The organism is Mucilaginibacter sp. P2_A5 (assembly GCF_056404995.1).
Genome location: NZ_JBFUCY010000005.1, coordinates 40,291 through 63,013 on the forward strand (window position 1 = coordinate 40,291; position 22,723 = coordinate 63,013).

Genomic DNA, 22,723 nt, shown 5'->3' on the forward strand with positions numbered 1-22,723 from the left:
CGACAGCTTAGATGGAATATATGGGCAGCCCTTTTTGTTAGGGCTGCCTTTTTATGTTTTCAGACGTTTTGGATGGGTATATTGATGATGTGGTTGATAATCAGTTTCTAAAAATATATTTTGCTGGCACATCTGGGCTTGTTCAACACGAATTAGAGGTGTAGCCTCGGCCAATCTTGTAGCCACGGGTTTTAACCCGTGGAAAAAAATGAAGAAAATGATTGAGAGGTAGGTTCGATCCATAGCATCAAAGCGTCTATATCGTTTGAACAAAATGAAAATACCCGGATTTACACTAAAATATGGGCCGTGCCGACGGCACTCTTGTGGTTTTTTGGCCAATCATCCACGGGTTGAAACCCATGGCTACAATATGTTTCGGGCAGATGGCCTTTAGGGAGAGTTATGTAGAAGCAAAGTGAAATCGAATAACCCACACAAAGCGGCACAGATCCCTTTTTTTGCCTATAAAATATTCAGGGCCTTTTAGGTAATACCATAACCGGGATGGTTATGTGGTGAGTGACGTGGCTGCTTTGGCCTCGTTTAAAAAAGGACGTCATTTGTTCTTTAGGGCGTTTGGCAACGGCCAGCAAGTCTGCCCGTTTATTGGCTTTCAGCCACTCCCAATCTTTTTGATGTTTTATATCGGGTACACTGCGAAAGTATACGCCGCCACAATTTAGTTCATCGTAAAGTTTGTGGTTAAGTTCATTTTCGGCAGCTTTTGTGTTATTGTCGGCCGGGTTATTATTCAGGTGGGCAACCATCAATTCGGCGTGGAAGCCATTCATGAGGCTACCCAGTTCTGCAACAGATAACATGTCTCCTGCATCTAAAGTAGTGGCAAAAGCCATTTTTTCAATATTACGGATTGGGGTATTTGGAGGCACTACCATAACGGGCACGGCTGTCCAGTCTATTATCCTGCCACAGGCATCGCTAAGCATAAAAGATGCCAGGTCGTCGGTTTCAAGCGGCGCCATAACAATCATGGCTATCTCTGTATTGTTAATTATTTCGGTCATCACATCCACCATATCTGTGCCATCGGTGTAAGTGGATATTTGGGGCATAAATGATCCCGGAAAACCCCGTTTCATTAAATCGGCTTCCAATGTTTCTGAAAACGCTGCAAGCTTGCTATCAATCATCAATTCTTCATGGTAATCGTCTCCGCTTAAAACCGGCTGTGCATGAAATATCGCCGGTACCAGTTGCAAGTGATAAAATTTAACATTAGCCTTCATCTTTCTGGCAATGTGCAATGCATACTTAGCCGCATGGGCCGATTTTTCCGAAAAGTCAGTCAGAATTGCTATCGTCTTCATTTCGCTTTTAGTCCTTGATTAATTTTTCCGGATGCCATAATTCTTTCCGCATAGGTAAATAACTTATTTTTTGTTGCCTTTAAGGCAGCCATAGCGTCGGTTAAGCCACTTGCCAGTTCACTGTATTTCTCAATAAACTGAAGGTCCATCGGTTCTTTTTCATTACCTACAAACGGTTTTATAAATACGAGAAATGCTGGTATGTCGGATTTAAGGCTATCGATTTTTTTTTCCTGTTTGCATACTTCCTGTTCAAATTCTTCCTTTTTTAGTATCATATCAGGAGTAAGCTCGGCGCTGTTGTATTTGCCAAGAATGTTGTTGAAAAAGCGGATTTCATCCTCCATAAAACAAACATCTTTCATCCAGTGGCCGGCTAAAATATAAAGCTCCTGTATTTCGTCTGCTAACCCGGTATCGGGGGGTAAATTATTCATAGCGATAAATTTTATCGGAATATTAAGTGTTAAGATTTTGCCGGCAATACCAATAAGGGTAGCGCAATATGACCGGCCATTTTTTTGGTATGGCTACCTGTAAACAGCGATGCCAGCAAACCATGATGGTGGTGCACCATAGCCAGCATATCTATGTTTCCGTAGTTACATAGCCAGTTAAGGCCGGTTTCGGTAGGTGCCTGCTTAATTATTAATGAACTTGTTTTGTGATATCCTGCAAGTTGTTTAACCTCTTGCTCCATTTCGGCTATGTATAATTCAGCTTCGGCGGTGTCTTCGCCTTCATGGCAAATGTGTACCAACTGCAGTGTGGCATTCAATAAAGCCGCCAATGGAATAACGGCGGCAATAGTACCGAAGTCTTCGCCTTTATGTTTCATATCAAGTGCTACCGCTATGGTTTTGATGGGTTTAAAAGCAAAGCCTGATGGTATGAGCAACAAAGGAACAGGCGTAGCATCAATCATATTGCGCGCATGATTGCCCAACATCAGGCCACTTAAACCTCCCGCGCCATGTGTTCCGGCAACTATTAAATCTGCCTGGTCCTGCCCGGCCAGCGATTTTAGCACATCTGTTGCTGTGCCAGGTTCGGCTTTAAAACTGATATGGGGTTTGAAGTCGTCATTGGTGTGTTGGGTTTCCAGTACCTGCTTCAGCTGTTTTAGGTCGGCCAGCGCGGCCTCTTCAATAACATGATATTCTTCCATAGGCCATACAATTACACCGGCCTGGGGAATTTCTGCGGGTATGATCATCGCTGTGCATATTTCTATATCGCTTTTTGTTTGCACAGCCAGCTTGTAACCAAAAATGGCGGCGTTTTTGGCATTCTCAGAAAAATCGGTACCAATCAATATTTTTTTCATGGCTTTAAGTGTTTAATTGTTTCGGGTAAAATTCAGGAAATGAGGCTGTTTAAAAAGTGATGCCTGTCACTTATTATTATGATGCTATATCATTTGGAACGATAACCGGCACCTGCTGAATTGTTGTGGCTAACCTGGTTTTCACATCGGTCAATAATTTCGGCTTATGGCAGTATTAAACAAAAAATGATTTAAAACCAGGTGTTGTTATCGTGCTAGCTGACAGTTACTTATATTTTAAAAGCATATAATTATTTTTTTTATTTCAGCATTAAGCGTAGCTTACACAATTAAACTAAAACCAGTTGAACCTAAAATTCATGACTGTAAGGGTTTTATGCCGATTTGCAATTGGTAACTTGCGGTTAGTTATTGTGTGTTATTGGGCAGTATGGAGTGTAGTTGACGCCTGATTTTTTATGAAGAAAATAATTGTACTTTGTGCTTTGTTGATTTTTGCGCTTTGGGGCTATGCTCAATCGCCTATCAAAAATAAGGTGCTTAAATATTCCCTAAAAGATGGGCTTTCCTTTGGCATAGTAAACAGTATTACGCAGGATAATAAAGGGTTTATGTGGTTTGCCACCAACGAGGGGCTTAACCGTTTTGATGGTACTACGTTTAAGGTTTTTAGGTCGCGCCAGGGCGATTCAACTTCATTGGCAAGTAACTTTGTACAAAGTATAATTTTAGGAAAACAAGGATATATCTGGGTTTCGTCCAGAAGTGGTTTGAGCAGGCTTGATACCCGTACCGAAAAATTCTCGCATTATAAATTCACCTATGGCAATAATGTTAAAAATGCTGTAAATAATATTACCAAAAGCAGCGGCGGCAATCTTTGGATAGCATCCTATGGCGTGGGCTTTTCTTATTTTAATACGCAAACCTTAAAATTTAAAAATTACAACAGCAAATCGCTGCCGGGGCTATCAAGTTACCGCATCACCGCCTTGCTTGAAGATTCAAAAGGTTTGCTTTGGTTAGGTACAGACAACGCGGGTATCAATATAGTTAATCAAAAAAACGGGGTAGTTACCAATAAGGCAAATATGCCTGCATCAATAAATAACTTTGCGGGTGGGCGTATAAACGATATTTTCGAAGATCATTTTCATAATGTATGGATAACTACAGGCAAGGGTATCATATATTATAACCGCAATAACAACACGTTTTCGCAACTGCAAACTGCCCAGCCTGCTTTTAAAAATAAAAGGTATTTATCCATAATTGAAGACGGTAGCAAACTGTTGCTTGTTGGCTTACAGGATGGCGGCGTATACAAGGTTTTTGTAGATCCGGGCCCGGCGCCGGCGCATTTTTCGCTTTTGCCAATCACCGGCGATGATGATCATTATATAACCCAGCGCTCTGTTCAAACCCTTTTTATGGATAGGGACAAAAACATTTGGCTTGGTACCTATGATGATGGCATCGGCATGATAAGCAACATCAAAGCGCGGTTTACCAATATCCAAAAGAAAAGGATTGAAAAAAGCGGCGAAAGCTGGGTCCGGTTTTATGGAATGTGCCAGGACGGCGATGGTTACTTATGGCTTGGTACCGATGGCGACGGTATTTTTAAAACCCGGGCCGATGGAAGCCTGGTTAAACAATACAAAGCAGATAACCGCCCGGGAGGGCTTACAGATAGCGCCTTTTTGTTTGGGTACACAGATAGGGATAAAAATGTTTGGTTTGGCACCTATGCCAGAGGGCTTTTTTTGTACAACAAAAAAACTGATTCGTTTACAAACTTCAACCATGATGCGGCAGATAATAAAAGCATTGGCGGTAATGATGTAAGAGCGATTTACCAGGATATACATAAAAATTTGTGGGTTGGCACCAATGGAGGCGGATTAAGCCTTTTTGATCCCCGCACTAAAACATTTACCAATTATACACCAGCCAACAGCAGCTTTGGTTCATATGACGTAAGGGCCATAGCCGAAGATGAAAAAGGGAATTTGTTTGTAGGTACCTATGGCAATGGATTGATATACTATGATGTTGCGCAAAAAAAATTCTCGAGGTTGTTTAAGGGTGATGCCGAAAAAAGTAATTTCCCCAGCCAGATCATTTTTTCGCTTTATCCTGATAAAAAAAATCAATTGTGGATAGGTACCGAAGGCGACGGGTTAATAGTGTATAATCTTAAGTCAAAAACCTTTAAAAAGTTCAATGAAAAAAACGGGCTGGCAAATAATACCATAAATGCTATAAAAGAAGCCGGCAACGGCACGGTTTGGATAAGTACCAACCAGGGTTTATCATGCATTGATACCCATACCAATAAAATATTTAACTACGATAAATCGGATGGATTACAATCGGGGCAATTTAATGCAGGTTCGGTTGTGATGGATACCGTGGGTAAACTCATGTATTTCGGCGGGACAGAAGGCCTTAATATTTTTGATCCGGAAAAGGTAAATCAAAACCATTACAAATCCCCGATATTGATAACCGGGTTGCAGATTTTTGACAAGCAGATAGAGGTAGGCATCCAGGGCAAGGACGAAACCGTATTATCAAAAACCATTAGCGAAACTTCCCAGCTAAGGCTTCAGCCCGACCAATCGGTGTTTTCAATTCAATACACCGCCTTAAATTATGTATATCCTCAAAAAGGCAATTTTGCGTACCGGTTGGATGGGCTTGATAAATCATGGAACTATGTGGGCAACCAGCGGTCGGCAACCTATCGGTACCTGACGCCCGGCGATTATGTTTTTAAAGTAAAAGCAGCCGACCAGGATGGTATCTGGATGGATGACTATGCAACACTGCATATAAAAATTTTGCCGCCATGGTACAAAACATGGTGGGCTTATTTATGCTACCTGGCCACAATAGGGGTTGTTATTTATTACTATATACAGTATAGGGCAAACCAGTCGAAGCTTAAATACGATATCAGGATAGCCCAGCTATCGGCCGAAAAAGATAAAGAACTGAATGAGCGGAAGCTTTCGTTTTTTACCAACATATCCCACGAGTTCAGAACACCGCTAACCTTAATTATTAACCCCGTAAAGGATATGCTGTTTGGCCCGGCTGATAAGAGCGACGTGGGCAACCTGCACATTGTTTACAGAAATGCCAGGCGATTGTTAAGCCTTGTTGATCAGTTGCTCCTGTTCAGGAGGGCCGAGAGTGATACCGATAAGTTAAAGTTAGTCAAACTCAACATTGTAAACTTATGCCGCGAGGTTTTTTTATGTTTTAATCACCAGGCCAAAACAAAGCAAATACAGTTTGATTTTATAAGCCAGGCAGAAGCGATCGAAATATTTGCCGACCGCGAGAAGATTGAGATTGTTTTATTTAACCTGATATCAAACGCCCTTAAATTTACACCCGAACATGGTGCAGTAAGTTGTACGGTAATAAACGAAGCCGACAACGTAAATATCGAAATACGCGATACCGGCTGCGGTATAACCGAAGGCACCGGCGAGCAACTATTTAACAGGTTTTACCAGGTTCAAAATGCCGCGCCAATGGCGGGTGGGTTTGGCATTGGTTTATACCTGGTTAAAGTGTTTGTTGAAAACCACAATGGCAAAATTAATTATGAAAGTAAACCGGGCAGCGGTACTGTTTTTAATATTTGCCTGTTAAAAGGCAAAGCGCATTTTGGACAGCAATTTGTTTTTGAAGATGTTGCCGAAACCTCCGTTTTTTTAGATGAGCTTATCGAGAACAAGGGGGAAATGCCATCGGATACTGCAACCAGCACACAGGCAAAAGCCAAAAATGCCGACCCGCTGAGCTCCGATACCAAAACTATGCTCCTTATTGAAGATAATCAGCAAATCCGCGAATATCTGAAGCAAATATTTAAGGATGAGTTTGAGATTTTTGAAGCAGATAATGGTACAGACGGGCTTGCCCTGGTTTATCAGCTTGTACCGGATATTGTTATCAGCGATGTAATGATGCAGGGTTTAAGCGGTATTGAAGTTTGTCATCGCGTAAAGGAAGATCCCGTATTAAACCATATTCCGGTAATTTTGCTTACAGCAAGCTCATCTGCCGAGATAAAATTAAAGGGCATTGAAGGCGGTGCAGATGATTATATTACAAAACCGTTTGAAAAAGAAATACTGATAGCCCGCGTTAACGGGATTTTGAAAAGCCGGAACAACCTGCAAAAATATTTTTATAACGAGATAACTCTCAAATCAAACGACCTGAAGATCTCGCAGGAATACAAGGAGTTTTTAGAAAAATGCCTGGTTATTGTAGAGCAGCATTTAACCGATCCGGAGTTTAGCATAAAAACGTTGGCTGCCGAAATAGGGATGAGCCATTCTAATTTGTACCGGAGGATCAAGTCTATTTCCGGGCAATCTGCAAACAGCTTTATCCGGTTTATCAGGCTAAGGAAAGCGGCCGAGATTTTTTTAACAACCGACAGCACGGTTTATGAAACGGCCTACAAAGTAGGGTTAAATGACCTTAAATATTTCAGGGAACAGTTTTACAAACTGTTTGGCGTAAACCCGTCAGATTACATTAAAAAGTACCGTAAACCTTTTCATAATAATTACAACGTAAACCGCGATGTAATTAAAGATAATTGACGACGGTTAATTTACCCCCTATACAAAACCCGCTTTAATGACGTATTTAGGCGGGTTTTGCTTATTTACCCCCTATCTAATTGAGAATTTACCCCTCACTCAATTTTGCTATTTAACCTCATTTTGGCCTTACCAATTAACCGGAGATAAATCGTAATTCATTACCGGCTATTTTAATAACATGCAAAAAGCTTTGTAAAATCATGGGTTTACGCGGCTTGATGTGTCTGTTTTAATTGCCGGGAAGAGCGTCCGATCTACCTCCTAAATTTAGCAAACCCAGTAAAATATGAAATCAAATTTACACGTAAAGCATTCCCCTCACAGGAAAAGATTACCGCGGCTTTTCTTATTGGCCACAGGCATGGCCCTTGCTTGTATGACTACTGCTGCACTGCCAACCCCGGTTTATGCAGGAGTTAAAAACGTTAACAAGCAGGACCTTAAAATAAGCGGTGTGGTAACCGACGAAAAAGGCGAAACCCTGCCAGGCGTTTCCGTAACGCTAAAAGGTACATCAACCGGCGCTATTACCGATATTAACGGAAAGTTTACACTAAACGTGCCCGATGCCTCGGCCACTTTGGTATTTACTTACCTTGGCTATGCAAAGCAGGAGGTTCCCGTTAACGGTCAAACTATTATTAATGTAAAGTTAGAAGCCGATTCAAAATCATTAAACGAAGTTGTAGTTGTTGGTTACGGCACGCAAAAGAAAGCTACGTTAACCGGTTCAATATCCCAGGTAAAGGGATCGGAGTTGGTTAAAAGCCCGGCACCCAATTTGTCAAACGCGTTAGCAGGTCGTGTTTCCGGTGTAATTGTAAATAACCGCAGCGGCGAACCGGGTTACGATGGCTCCAATATTACCGTTCGTGGTTTGGCTACTACGGGCAGCAATAATGTGCTAATTGTAGTTGATGGTGTACCCGGCCAGATAGGTGGTCTGGAAAGGATTGACCCTAACGATGTTGAAAGCATGTCGGTATTAAAGGATGCATCTGCTGCCATCTACGGTAACAGGGCGGCAAACGGTGTTATTTTAATTACCACCAAACGTGGTAAAACAGGTAAACCAACCATTAGCTACAGCTTTAACCAGGGCTTCAGTTCGCCAACACGTTTGCCAAAAATGGCCGATGCTGCTACTTATGCGCAAATCATGAACGAGATCAGCCTTGACTCGAATCCCGGCGGAGGCCCAAACCAGTCATACTCGGCAGATCAGATTCAGAAATTCAAAGACGGATCAGACCCGCTTAACTATCCTAATACCGATTGGGAAAAGCAAACACTTAAAGGTACTGCGCTGCAAAATCAACATAGCTTGTCAGTAATGGGCGGTAGCGATGATGTAAAATACTTTGTTTCGTTGGGTACTATTTACCAGGATGGTTTGTACAAAAACGGTGTTACCAAATATCACCAATACAACTTCCGCTCAAACATTGATGCGAATGTTACCAAACGTTTAAAGGTTGGTTTATCACTTTCGGGTAGAGAAGAGGACAGGCAATTTCCTCAGGTTGGTGCAGGCGATGTGTTCCGTTCGGTATACCGCGCAAAACCTATTGTTGCGGCCTATTATCCAAATGGCTTGCCAACTACGGGTATCGAAAATAATAACCCGGCAGTACAGGTAACAGATATTGGCGGTGTCAACAATAACCCAACCCAGGTTTTTAATGGTATTTTAAGAGGCAGCTATGCAATTCCAGGCATTGAAGGCTTGTCGCTTGATGGTTTCTTTTCAGTTGACAAATCATACAATTTTGATAAAAACTTCAGTAAACCCTACATTCTGTACAGCTACGATGGCAATGCCAAAACCTATAACAAAAATATTGTTGGCGGTAATAACAACGCTCCTACATTGTTCGAATCGCAAAATAACCAGGCTTTACTTACCTCGAACATTAAGTTAAACTACGCCCGCAAATTTGGCAAGCATGATGTGAACGCCTTTGTTGGTTATGAGCAAAGTAAAAACCATCTGGAGTACTTTGACGCTACCCGTTACAACTACTTATCATCACAGCTGCCCGAACTTTCGCAGGGTGGCAGCGCGGCTACAGATTACCTTAACTCGGGCTATAGCTCAAACTATAACCGCCGTAGTGTGATCAGTCGCCTGGCTTATGCATATGATGAAAAGTATTTGTTTGAAGGTCAGTTTCGTGCAGATGGCAGCTCAATATTCCCGTCTGGAAAACAATGGGGTTATTTTCCATCAGCATCCGTAGGATGGAGGGTTACCAAAGAAAACTGGTTTAAGGATAATGTTACCTTTTTTGATGATTTAAAGTTAAGGGCATCATACGGTTCATTGGGTAACGATAACGTAAATGGTTTCCAGTATTTTGACAACTATGTTTTAGTAAATAACGGTTTTGTTGCAAGTGTTCCGGGAAGCGGGTCAAACACCATTCAGCCAAACGTTAACCTGGTAAAACTGGCAAACCCCAATATTACCTGGGAGGTTGCTAAAAAGCTGGATGTGGGTATTAACGCTACTTTCCTGCATAACTTTACCATCGAGGCTATCTACTTTCAACAAAAACGTTCAGACATTCTTGCTGCAAGGAATGCGTCATTGCCGGGTACTTCGGGTATAGTAAACCCTTATGGATCAGATCCTTTGGTTCCATCTGAAAATATTGGTAAAGTAAATAGCAATGGCTTCGAGGCAACTTTAGGTTACAACCATGCCAGCAATAAATTTAACTGGGGCGTAAGCGGTAACATTACCTATGCCAAAAGCAAAATTATTTTTATTGACGAAGCCAGCGGTACTTTAGGTTATCAGCGCCAAACCGGCAGGCCAATAGGTACTTCCCTGCTATATGACGCTGTAGGTATATTCCGTACCCAACAGGAACTTGATAGTTATCCGCATGTTTCGGGTGCTAAAGTGGGCGATTTGAAATACCTGGATTACAATAATGACGGCAAAATAACCGCCGACGATCAAACACGAACTAAATACGGCAACATTCCGCAAATTACCTACGGCTTTACCCTTAACGCGGCTTACAGTAATTTCGATCTTATGGTATTGTTTTCAGGTCAGGCGCAGGTTAGCCAATATGTTTTACCTGAGGCCGGCAGCATTGGTAACTTTTACAGCAGCTGGGCCGATAACAGGTTTAGCGCTTCAAATCCAAACGGAACTTATCCAAGGGTAACCGATCGTGCATCTAACGCTATCAGCGGTGGCCAATACAATAATACCTTTTGGCTTAATAATGCTTCTTTCTTCAGGTTAAAGAATGTGGAGTTAGGTTACAATTTTAATTCAGCTTTCCTTTCTAAAATTAAATTAGGTGGCTTAAGGGTGTATGCAAGCGCATTCAACCTGTTCACCATCACCAAAGTGAAGGATTATGACCCTGAAGGAACAAGCGGCAGCGGTCAGTTTTATCCGCAACAGCGAATTATCAACTTAGGTGTTAACGTTAAATTTTAATTGACAAACAATTATGAAACTACAATATAAAGCCCCGCTGTACTTAATGGTGTGTGGTATGCTGGGTACTACAGCGTGTAAAAAAAATCTTTTAGATGTGCAGCCTACCGACAGGATTGCCACATCTGCCATCCAATCGGATACTGCGGTATTCGAGGCTTATGTAACCAATCGTTATATAGGCGCAAAATTACAGGATAAAGAGGGCGATGGATCGAACCCTGGTTTCGGTCGCGGTTTTGAATATAGCATGTGGAGCTCACTTACAGATGAATCTATCTATAACAATGATGATGCTACCTGGTTGGTGCAGCGCGGGCAATTGGCGCCTGAAAATTTAGGTGGGGCTGGTGTGCTTTGGGGCCGCAGCTACCGCAGCATAAGGGAGTGTAATTATGCGTTAAGTATTTTGCCAAACCTGCCTTTAAGTGCCGGACATAAAACACATCTTGAAGGCGAACTGAAGTTTATCAGGGCATTCCGTTATCAAGATCTCATCCGCAATTATGGAGGGATAGTATTGATTGGCGATAAAGTAACCAACCTGACTGATAACTTACAGGACCCATCGTTATTTAAAAGAGCAACTATTAAAGAAAGTATAGATTATGTTACAGCTCAGCTTGATGACGCGGCAGCTAAACTTCCTTTAAATAATGATGGTGGCTGGCTTTTGGGCCGCGCTACTAAAGGCGCAGCATTGGCTTTAAAATCAAGGCTGAAACTTTATGCTGCAAGTCCGTTGTACAATGCAGGTACCTGGGCCGACGCTGTAACAGCAGCGCAGGCGGTTATTAGCCTTAACAAATACGGCATTTATACAGGAGGATATGATAACATGTTTTTGGTTAACGAAACCAACGAAGTTATTTTTGAACGCCTATATACCAAAAATGCCAACCATACCCATATGGAAATTGCCAACGGACCTAATGGTTATGGCGGCTGGGCTGGTAACACGCCACTGCAAAACTTAGTTGATGACTACGAGATGGATAATGGTAAAGCAATCACCGATCCGACATCAGGATACGATCCGACTCATCCTTACGACCATCGTGACCCACGGTTTGATGCAACTGTATTACACAACGGGTCGCCGTACCGGGAGCGCACTGTTGAAGCATTTATACCAGGAGGGAAGGACAGTAAAGATGGAGACAGCAACTGGAATACCACCAAAACAGGTTATTACCTGCGCAAGTATATGGATGATGCTTACCCGCTTCAAAACCCATGGGGCAATGCCGGGTTTCATCCGTGGATCTATTTCCGTTACGCCGAAATCTTGTTAAACTTTGCCGAAGCAGCCAACGAAGCTTACGGTGCAGATGTTGTTCCGACTGGTTCAACCATGTCGGCAAGGCAGGCAATCAACATGATCAGGGCAAGGCCAAGTGTTAATATGCCGCCATTAGCGTCGGGATTAAACCAATCACAAATGCGTGACGCGATCAGGTACGAGCGCCGTGTTGAGCTTGCATTTGAAGAACACCGTTTTTACGATGTACGCCGCTGGAAAATTGCCGATATTACCGAAAATAAACCCGCGGGAGGTGTAATAATCACCAAAACCGCGAGCGGTACATTTACCTATACGCCTAAAGTAGCATTGGATGGACGCAGTTTCCAAACAAAACACTACTGGTTGCCAATACCACGCACTGAAATCCAGGCTTCTGGTGGCCAGTTGCAGCAAAATGCAGGTTACTAAAAAGAGTAGCCTCACCTAAATCCTCTCCAAAGGAGAGGACTTAAAAAAAACAGGCAAATCAAGAACCCTCTCCTTTGGAGAGGGCAGGGTGAGGCTAAACAGAAGGGAGTATTACTTGCTCCCTTCTGTTTTAATGGGGCTAAAAACAACATCAGCCATGAAAAAAATATTTAGTTTACTATTTGCAGCGGGCATTCTAATAAGCGGCTGTAAAAAAGACAACGGCCCCGTAACCAAAACTGTTACAAAAACGGAAGTAGATATCCCGGCAAAACTCGTTACTGTCGATTCGACCCCGGCAAGCGCGCTTAAAGGCGTTAACTGGGCCTGCGATGGTGATAATTTTAGCGATGGGATATTGGTGTTAAGCGGTTTGTCATCAACCGATAGTTATGCTACGGTATCGGCAAAGGCCGATGGTGTAATATCGGGCCTGCAAACCAACACGGGGGCAAATACCCTGCGGCTGCCGGTAAATTACCCAACCGTATCACAAGCCTGGTGGGATTCCTATACAGGTGTAATTGATAAGGCCCTGAGCAAGGGAATGAATGTTATTTTGGCTTGCTGGGAATCTAAATCAGCAGCAGATGGCGTGATAGATAATACAACGCAATTTTGGTCGATGTGGCAAGCTGTTGTTACCAAATATGGCAGCAATGCACATGTATACTTTGAGATATTTAACGAGCCTCATGGCTATACTTTAAGCGCCTGGACAACTATCTGCGCGCAATGGCTAAGCAATTACCCATCCATACCACAAGGCCGCATCCTGGTTAGCGGTACCTCATACTCGCAGGATATTACCGGCGTTGGGGCCGATAGCCGTTTTAGCGGTTGCCTGTTATCTATACACGACTATACTTTTTTCAGCAATGGCACCAACACTACAGCCGCGCAATGGGAAAGCAGGCTGCGGGGCAATATCGGCAGCTACAGTAGCCGAGCGGTATTAACCGAATTTGGCGTACCCATGACGGGCAGTAAAAACTACACTGGCGCCATAGGCGGCGATCAGGAGATTGCTTATCTGCAGGGCTTAACCAACCAGGTTAGGGCATTTGGCATGGGCAGTGTTTACTGGCCGGGTATCCGCACCGGCGATAGCTACGCCATGGAGACTTTGGGTGGTACGGGCACAAGCCTTACTGTTTCAAACACCAACACATCGGGTTTAAGCAGGCTTAAATATGGCTGGGGCGTGGGCGCAGGTGGTACCGATACCTTTTACCCAACAGCTTACTACCGTTTGTTAAACATCAACAGCGGTTCGGCTTTAGATGTAAATGGCTCGTCGATAGCTAATGGCGCGGGTATTATACAATGGCCGCAAAACGGCGGTAATAACCAGCAATGGATAATAACCAGCAACGGCGGCGGATACTACAAAGTAACCAACCGCAACAGTACGCTGGCACTTGATGTTAACAGCGCATCAACCGCCAATGGCGCGGGCATTATTCAATGGCCATGGAATGGCGGCAACAACCAGCAATGGCAGCTTACAGCCGTAGCAGATGGCGTTTACAAAGTAATTAACCGCAATAGCGGTCTTGTATTGGATGTTAATGGCGGCGTAGCCACCAATGGTGCCGGCATTATTCAGTGGCCATGGAATGGCGGTACTAACCAGCAATGGCAAATTGTACAACAGTAAGTTTTAAGTTCCGAGTCTTGAGTGTTGAGTTCTGAATTTTGAGTAATGAGTATCTGGTCTTAAGCCGCAAATTCGATTTGTCATTTTTTTAACTCGATACTCATGACTCAATACTTTAAACAAAAAATAATATGGTTACTAAAACATGAATATTAAAAACTACATCTGCTTTTTTTTACTTGTAACACTTCCGTTGGCTTTGTTTGCGCAGGATAAATCCAAGCCTGTATTGTTTAATTCGGGCTGGGGTTTCCATAAAGGCGATATGACCAATGGCGATAAAGGCGGCGCAGCCGGTGTTTTATGGACAACCGTTGATTTGCCGCACGATTGGAGTATTGAGGGACCTTTTAGCGAGGACTGGGCGAGCGCCACGGGCTATTTACCCGGCGGTATAGGCTGGTACAAAAAGACATTTTATGCCGAAGCCGGATGGCGAGGCAAACAAGTTTACATTTACTTTGATGGCGTTTACAAAAACAGCGAAGTTTGGATAAACGGCCATCATCTGGGCAAGCGCCCCAACGGTTTTATTCCGTTTCAGTATGAACTTTCAAAATACCTTAACTATAAGGGTAAAAACATAATAACTGTAAGGGCAGATCATAGTGAATTTGCCGATTCAAGGTGGTACACAGGATCGGGCATTTATCGCAACGTTTACCTTGTTGTTAAAGATCCGGTTCATGTCGATCTGTGGGACGTGGCGTTCACTACGCCAAAAGTATCTGCAGATAAAGCAGACATTAACGTAAAGGTAAACATCAGCAATAGTACAGCAACCCAGGCGGCTATCGGCATCAAAATAAATCTGGTTGATAATGCCGGTAAAACTGCCGCAGCTATACAAAAGCAGGTTAGGGTAAAACCGGGCAAACATGAAACAAGTTTTGATGCTGAAATATCTTCTCCCCGTTTATGGGATGTGGAACATCCTGAACTATACCAATTACAGGTACAGCTAAGCCGCAACGGCAAACAAATTGATGCTGTAAACCAGGCGGTGGGCATCCGCAGCATCCGTTTTGATAAGGACAAAGGGTTCTTTTTAAATGATAAAAGCACCAAGCTTAAAGGCGTATGCATCCACGACGATGCCGGCGCGTTGGGTGTGGCCGTTCCTGTGGAGGTGTGGATACGCCGTTTAAAAATATTAAAGGACGCCGGGGTTAACTCACTGCGCCTGAGCCATAACCCACACGCAGACTATTTATACAATCTGTGTGATAAAATGGGCTTTTTAGTAATGGATGAAGCGTTTGACGAGTGGGAACTGGGCAAAAATAAATGGGTTAAAGGGTGGAATGTAGGTACCCCATCTAAAGATGGCTATCACGAATATTTTAAAGAATGGGCCATGCGCGATCTGTCAGATATGGTATTACGTGCCCGTAACCATCCATCCATCATTATGTGGAGCATTGGTAATGAGATAGATTACCCCAATGATCCATACACCCACGAAGTATTAAACACCGGCAAAAATCCGCAGATTTATGGCAAAGGCTACCTGCCGGATCATCCTGCTGCAAGCGGTTTAACCGTAATTGCTAAAAAGCTGGTTAAGGCTGTTAAGGCAATTGATACTACCCGCCCGGTTACCGCAGCGCTTGCGGGAGTAGTAATGTCGAACGAAGTAGGCTACCCGGAAGAACTTGATGTTGTTGGTTATAATTACCAGGAATACCGTTACGCCGACGATCATAAAAAGTATCCAAACCGAATTATTTACGGTAGCGAGAACGGCATGCAGCGCCAGGCCTGGAACGCGGTTGATAGTAACGAATACATATCGGCTCAATACCTTTGGACAGGGATAGACTACCTGGGCGAGGCCGGTAAATGGCCGCAGCGCAGCAACGGGGCAGGGCTTATTAACCTGGCCGGCTTTAAAAAGCCCGAATACTTTTACCGGCAAAGCCTTTGGGCCGATAAGCCAATGGTTTTTATTGGTGCCAAGCCTATTACACAACAGGAAGATAAAGGCATCTGGAGCCATAAAGCCATTGAACCTGTTTGGAATTGGCCGGCTGGCAGTAAAATAAGGGTTGATTGCTTTACCAATTGCCAGGAAACGGAGTTGTTTTTAAACGGCAAATCCCTTGGTAAACTTTCGCGGGCTGATGCTAAAGGCCAAATACCATCGTGGGCGGTTGATTATCAACCGGGTGAGCTAATGGTAAAAGGTTACAATAACGGAATTGAAGCAGCCAGCTACACATTAAAAACAGCCGGCGAGGCATCCGGTATCCAGGCAATTGCCGATGGTACAACATTTAACACCAAAACAAAAGGATTAAGCCAGGTAGAGATACAGGTGACCGATAAAAACGGAGTCCCGGTCGCTAATGCTGATAATGAAGTTGCGGTAACCATAACTGGTCCGGCTAAATTGCTGGGATTGGAAAGCGGGAGTACCACCAGTCATGAAAACTACCAGTCAGATAGCCGCAAGGTTTTAAAAGGCCGCCTGTTGGCCTATATTCAAACGACCGGCAAGCCGGGCAAAACCATCATACAGTTCAGCGCTGCCGGGCTTAAGTCTGCATCAATTACTTTAACCACAAAATAGCTTCTATATCAACCCTAATAAACAATTGCCTGCATTTTTTAATTTATGAAACTTTTTAAACTACTAATTCTACCCGTTATTCTACTCTGCGGCATCAGCGCGAATGCGCAAACGGCCAAACACACATTTGCATTAACCGATAGTACATTTTTGCTTGATGGTAAACCATTGCAAATTATATCCGGCGAAATGCATTACCCCCGCGTACCGCGTGAGGCCTGGCGCCAGCGTATGAAAATGGCAAAGGCAATGGGGTTAAACACAATAGGTACCTACGTTTTCTGGAATGTTCACGAACCACAAAAAGGGCATTTTGATTTCGCCGGTAATAATGATGTAGCCGCGTTTGTAAAAATGGCGAAAGAAGAAGGCCTGTGGGTTATTTTGCGCCCAAGCCCCTACGTTTGCGCCGAATGGGAATTTGGCGGATATCCTTACTGGCTCGAAAAAGAAAAAGGCCTGGTAGTGCGCAGTAAAGAACCGACATATTTGAAAGAATATGAGCAATATATTAAGGAGGTGGGCAAACAGCTTGCCCCCTTACAGGTAAACCATGGCGGCAACGTTTTAATGGTGCAGATAGAAAATGAATACGGATCATACTCCAACGATAAAGACTACCTGGCACTAAACCGTAAAATGTTTATCGATGCCGGTTTCGACGGCCAGCTATATACCTGCGACCCCGAAGCGGCTATTAAAGACGGGCACCTGCCGGGTTTATTACCGGCAATTAATGGTGTTGATGACGTTGCAAAAGTAAAGCGGTTAATTAAGGAAAATCATGACGGCAAAGGCCCCTTCTTTATTGCCGAATGGTATCCGGCCTGGTTTGACTGGTGGGGGACAAAGCACCACACCGTACCGGCAGAAAAATATTTGGGCAAATTAGATTCGGTGTTGGGTGCAGGGCTTTCCATTAACATGTACATGTTTCATGGTGGTACAACCCGTGGTTTCATGAATGGCGCCAACTACAACGACAAGGAACCCTACGAGCCGCAAATAAGCAGCTATGATTATGATGCTCCGCTGGATGAAGCCGGCAACGCGACAGATAAATACAATAAATTCAGGGATGTAATTAAAAGGCACCTTGTTGCCGGGCAAATATTGCCCGAGGTACCAGCTTCCAAGCCGACGATTGCCGTGCCTGCTATTAAGCTTACGCATGCTACCGGTTTGTTTGATATACTGCCGGTTGCAAAAATCAGCAAAACCCCATTGACTTTTGAAGACCTTAACCAGGCTTATGGCTTTGTTTTGTATCGTACTACCATCAATGGCGGTAAAAAAGGTGTAATCAAAGTAAATGGTTTGCGCGATTATGGGATTGTATTTATAAACGGCAAACGCATAGGCATCCTGGATAGGAGGCTGAAACAGGATAGCCTGTTAGCAGATTTGCCAAAAGGTAAAGTACAATTGGATATATTGGTAGAAAATCTGGGCCGTATTAACTTTGGTCCGTACCTGTTAAAAAATACCAAAGGAATAACTGAAAACGTAACCTTTGCTGGCACCGAAATAACCAACTGGAAAATGTTTGGTTTACCGTTTGATGATATCAGCAAAATAAAGCCCAAAGCAGGCAAGTTGAAGCCGAATGAGCCAGTCATCAAAACAGGAACTTTTAATCTGGTCGAAGTTGCCGATACCTATTTGGATATGAGTAAATGGGGCAAAGGCGTAGTTTGGGTAAACGGGCATAACTTAGGCCGCTACTGGAACAACGGCCCACAGCAAACATTATATTTACCTGCCGAGTGGTTGAAAAAAAATAATAATATCGTAGTTTTAGAGCTGATTAAACCGTCGGTAAATGTGATAGGCGGATTGAATAAACCAATTCTCGATCAGCTTCAGTAACTCATAAAATGTCAAAAATGTCAGGTAAGCAAAGCAGACAATACAGGGAATATTTCCTGGCATTGTTTGCTTTTTTTGTTTTAGCAGGTTGTAAATCCCCATCGTCATCAACTAACAATATGCAGGGCGATACGCTGTTTCGTTTGCTAAAACCCGAAGAAACCCATGTAGATTTCAGCAATACTTTAACCGAGGGCTTAAACACCAATGTGTTAATGTATGAGTATTTTTATAACGGGGGCGGGGTTGCCGTTGGCGATGTGAATGGCGATGGCTTACAAGACCTGTACTTTACAGGTAACATGACCGATAATAAGTTGTATTTGAACAAAGGTCATTTACAGTTTGCCGATGTTACCGCCGCCGCAGGCGTGGCAGGGCGCCCCGGTCCCTGGAAAACGGGCGTAAGTTTTGCTGATATCAATGGCGACGGCAAAATTGATATTTACGTTTGCTATTCGGGAAAATTAAGTGCCGAAAAACGTATTAACGAGTTGTTTATAAACCAGGGAAATGATAGTAATGGCACGCCGGTATTTAAAGAAAAGGCTGCAGATTACGGCCTGAATTTTCCCTCCTTTAGTACGCAGGCCTATTTTTTTGACTATGATAGGGATGGCGACCTGGATATGTTGCTGGTAAACCACAATCCTAAGCGCCAAAATAGCCTGGACGAAATAACCGTAAGCAACCTGATGAGCAAAACCGACCAGGAATCGGGCATAAGGTTACTTAACAATAATAATGGCCATTTTGAGGATATAACTAAAGCGGCCGGCATTGTAAATACCTCGTTATCGTACGGATTGGGCGCCGGTATTGCCGATGTAAACGGCGATGGCTACCCCGATATATACATCTCCAATGATTACAGCGTACCCGATAGGTTATACATCAACAATAAAAAAGGAATGTTTACCGACGAGTTGCCTAAGCAGATGGGGCACACTTCGTTTTCGTCAATGGGTAATGATATAGCTGATATTAACAACGACCTTGTGCCCGATATTTATACCCTGGATATGTTGCCGGAGGATAACAAGCGACAAAAAATGTTATTCGCGTCGGATAATTATGAAGCATTTAACCTTAATCTTAAAGTGGGGTTTTACTACCAGTACATGCGTAATATGCTGCATGTAAATAATGGTAATAACACATTCAGCGAAATTGGGCAGCTATCCGGAATATCAAATACCGATTGGAGTTGGGCCCCCTTATTTGCAGATTATGATAATGATGGCTGGAAAGACCTTTTTGTAAGTAACGGCTTTACCCGCGATTACACCAACATGGATTTTTTGAAATACGCCGGCGATAAACTGCGCGATAGGCGGGTTATGCGGCAGGATCTGTTGGCCCTGGTTAACCAGATGCCATCGTCGGAAGTAAAGAGTTACTTTTTCAAAAATAATGCCGATCTTACTTTTACCAATACGAGCGCGCAATGGGGGATAAACCAGCCATCAAACAGCAATGGCGCGGCCTACGCCGACCTGGATAACGATGGCGACCTTGACCTGGTGATCAACAACGTGAATAAACCGGCATTTATCTATGAAAACCAATCGGTACAGCAAAATAAAAATCATTACCTGTCGGTAAACCTTAAAGGGGTAAATAAAAATACCCAGGGTATTGGCGCAAAGGTTATTATTTATGCAGCCGGTAAAAAGCAATATCTTGAACAAATGCCCACCAGGGGCTATGAATCTACCGTATCAGCGGTATTACATTTTGGTTTAGGCGGAGCTAAGCAATTGGATTCTCTGCGTATTATATGGCAAAGCGGTAAGGCACAGGTAGTAAAAAGCATAAAAACCAACCAGCTGATTACGTTATCTGAAAAAGACGCTACTGCGCCTTATATCGCGCAAAATATGGTAAAACCTTTGTTTACTGAAGTGCCATCGCCGGTTAAGTACCATGGTACCACGACTTTGGTTAATGATTTTAAACGACAACCCTTACTTGTCAATCCGCTATCTTACGGCAGCCCGTGCATGGCCAGGGCCGATGTAAACCACGATGGGTTGGATGATGTTTATATAGGCGGCGAGAACGGCAGCTCCGGTGCTTTATATCTTCAGCAAAAAAATGGAGGTTTCACGCTAAAAAAAGAAGCTGCTTTTGAATCCCGTAAAACCGGTACTGATGCTGCCGCAGTTTTTTTTGATGCCAATAACGATGGCAAGCCCGATTTGTATGTATGCGCCGGTGGCTACCACAATTATATGCCAAATGACCCTGCTTTACAGGACAGGTTATATCTAAATGACGGTTCGGGGAATTTTACGGAATCAACTGATGCCCTGCCTAAAATGACTGGCAGCAAAAGCTGTGTTAAAGCAGCCGACATTAATGGCGATGGTTACCCCGATTTGTTTATTGGCGGCAGGGTAGTGCCGGGCAGATACCCCGAGACACCCGAGAGTTATTTGCTGCTAAATGATGGTAAAGGTCATTTTACAGATGCGACAGCGAAATTAAATCCGGTGTTGAAAAGTATAGGGATGGTTACTGATGCTGCCTGGGTAGATATGAATGGCGATAACAAGCCCGACCTGGTGGTAGTTGGCGAATGGATGCCAATAACTGTTTTTGAAAACAGTAACGGCAAACTGACCGATGCCACCGCTAAGTATTTTGATAACAAATATACAGGTTGGTGGAACTGTTTAACCGTGAGCGATGTTAATCATGACGGCCACCCTGATCTTATTGCTGGCAATATGGGCCTCAACACACAATGCAAAGCATCCGACAGGGAGCCTGCCGAAATGTATTATAAAGATTTTGACGATAACGGATCAATTGACCCGATTTTGTGTTTTTACATTCAGCATAAAAGTTATCCCTATGTTAGCCGCGATGAAATGCTTGACCAGATTAGCATGATGCGCGGCCGTTTCCCCGATTATAACAGTTATGCTGACGTTACCATCGATAAGATTTTTACACCGGAAGAAATGAAAGGAGTGGGGCACCTATCGGCAAACTGCCTTTCAACCATGTGCTTTGTAAGTAACAGCAAGGGTAAGCTAAGGCCATTGACCCTGCCGTTGCCCGCACAATATGCTCCTGTTTTTGCCATAACAACTTTAGATTACGACAAGGATGGTAACACCGATCTTTTACTCTGTGGTAATATTAACCACGCCAGGGTTAAGTTTGGTAAATACGATGCAAATTACGGCGTATTGCTCAAAGGAAATGGCAACGGAACGTTTAACTATATAGCCCAGCAAAAATCCGGTTTTAAATTACCGGGAGATGTAAGGTCGGTATTAAAAATAAATGATTTGTATTTGTTTGGTATTAACGGTATGGGGCTTAAAGCCTATCATCCATAGTTATTACTCCTGGCATTGTTGTGGTTAATCAAGAGAATGTTTGGGTACTTTAATTGCCGGCTGCGCTAAACTTTAAAAGTTTTATTAAAGTGATAAGGTTTAGGCTTATAAATCAACTACGGAGAAGTTAATTTAACATCACCTTTTAGTTTCTTTATACCGCTAAATTAACCTTAACCACCGGTACCCGCAATACTGAAAAAGGGGTATATCATATAGCCCGGAATTTGTTTATAGCCTCCACTTTATTTTGTACCTGCAGCTTGGTATAGGTATTGCGGATATGTTTTTTAACCGTACCAGTGGTAATATCAAGCCTGTCGGCAATTTCTTTGTACTGCAGGCCGCGGGCCAGGTGGTTAAGCACTTCCACCTCGCGTTCTGTAAGGTTTTCGGTGGCGGTGGGTTTTGGCTGGGCTGTATTAAATGAAGCTATTACCTTGCGCGATATATAAGCGCTCATCGGCGAGCCGCCTGCCGCAATTTCTGTAATTGCATTCCTGATTTCAGTGGCCGATGATTCTTTGAGTACATAACCTGTTGCGCCACTTTTTAATGATTCAAAAATATTGGTATTGTCGTCGTTTATTGTACATACCATAAATTCGGTATCCGGTAGTAACGGTTTAGCCCGTTTAATAAATTCAATGCCCGACATGCCCTCTAAATTGATATCAACAATAAAAATATCGGGCTTAAGTCCATCGATTTTTTTTAATACAATTTCGGCATTGGTGTATGATCCCATTAGGCTTACGCCGCTCATATCATTAATAATTTGTTCCAGCCCACGCCGGTAATGTAAATTATCTTCTAACAAAATTATCTGGAGCATG

At 43.3% G+C, this 22,723-nt stretch carries 11 protein-coding genes; 7 read left to right on the top strand and 4 right to left on the bottom strand.

The features are described 5' to 3' along the window. Positions 1-476 precede the first annotated feature (476 nt). Genes AC1DXF_RS05755 through AC1DXF_RS05765 form a run of 3 tightly spaced genes read right to left on the bottom strand, consistent with a single transcriptional unit; the run spans position 477 to position 2,658 of the window. A complete protein-coding gene (locus AC1DXF_RS05755; RefSeq protein ID WP_477447034.1) occupies positions 477-1,331 on the bottom strand; it encodes a universal stress protein in 855 nt (284 codons plus the stop codon). After that, on the bottom strand, positions 1,328-1,768 hold the full coding sequence (locus tag AC1DXF_RS05760) for a hypothetical protein (RefSeq protein ID WP_477447036.1): 441 nt from the start codon (positions 1,766-1,768) through the stop codon (positions 1,328-1,330). The genes AC1DXF_RS05755 and AC1DXF_RS05760 overlap by 4 nt, the downstream gene beginning before the upstream one ends. 29 nt (positions 1,769-1,797) lie before the next feature. Next, positions 1,798-2,658: a universal stress protein gene (locus AC1DXF_RS05765; protein ID WP_477447038.1), complete on the bottom strand. Its 861-nt coding sequence runs from the start codon at positions 2,656-2,658 to the stop codon at positions 1,798-1,800. A gap of 419 nt (positions 2,659-3,077) precedes the next feature. Between AC1DXF_RS05765 and AC1DXF_RS05770 the strand changes: the two genes are divergently transcribed. The 7 genes from AC1DXF_RS05770 to AC1DXF_RS05800 all read left to right on the top strand — a co-directional run bounded on the left by AC1DXF_RS05770 (position 3,078) and on the right by AC1DXF_RS05800 (position 21,887). Further along, on the top strand, positions 3,078-7,253 hold the full coding sequence (locus AC1DXF_RS05770; protein ID WP_477447040.1) for a hybrid sensor histidine kinase/response regulator transcription factor: 4,176 nt from the start codon (positions 3,078-3,080) through the stop codon (positions 7,251-7,253). 289 nt (positions 7,254-7,542) lie between these two features. After that, positions 7,543-10,719, top strand: coding sequence for a SusC/RagA family TonB-linked outer membrane protein (locus AC1DXF_RS05775; RefSeq protein WP_477447042.1), 3,177 nt, complete (start codon positions 7,543-7,545; stop codon positions 10,717-10,719). Positions 10,720-10,732: 13 nt separating this feature from the next. Continuing rightward, on the top strand, positions 10,733-12,433 hold the full coding sequence (locus AC1DXF_RS05780) for a RagB/SusD family nutrient uptake outer membrane protein (RefSeq protein ID WP_477447044.1): 1,701 nt from the start codon (positions 10,733-10,735) through the stop codon (positions 12,431-12,433). Between the two features lie 157 nt (positions 12,434-12,590). Further along, positions 12,591-14,093, top strand: coding sequence for an RICIN domain-containing protein (locus tag AC1DXF_RS05785; protein ID WP_477447046.1), 1,503 nt, complete (start codon positions 12,591-12,593; stop codon positions 14,091-14,093). A 145-nt stretch (positions 14,094-14,238) separates the two neighbouring features. Further along, entirely contained in the window at positions 14,239-16,665 is a 2,427-nt protein-coding gene (locus AC1DXF_RS05790; protein ID WP_477447048.1) for a glycoside hydrolase family 2 TIM barrel-domain containing protein, read from the top strand. 45 nt (positions 16,666-16,710) lie between these two features. Then, complete coding sequence (locus AC1DXF_RS05795) at positions 16,711-18,534, top strand: glycoside hydrolase family 35 protein (RefSeq protein ID WP_477447050.1); 1,824 nt, start codon at positions 16,711-16,713, stop codon at positions 18,532-18,534. Between the two features lie 8 nt (positions 18,535-18,542). Further along, entirely contained in the window at positions 18,543-21,887 is a 3,345-nt protein-coding gene (locus tag AC1DXF_RS05800) for a VCBS repeat-containing protein (RefSeq protein ID WP_477447052.1), read from the top strand. 211 nt (positions 21,888-22,098) lie between these two features. Here AC1DXF_RS05800 and AC1DXF_RS05805 read toward each other — a convergent pair whose 3' ends face one another. Then, complete coding sequence (locus tag AC1DXF_RS05805; protein WP_477447054.1) at positions 22,099-22,722, bottom strand: response regulator; 624 nt, start codon at positions 22,720-22,722, stop codon at positions 22,099-22,101. Position 22,723 lies beyond the last annotated feature (1 nt).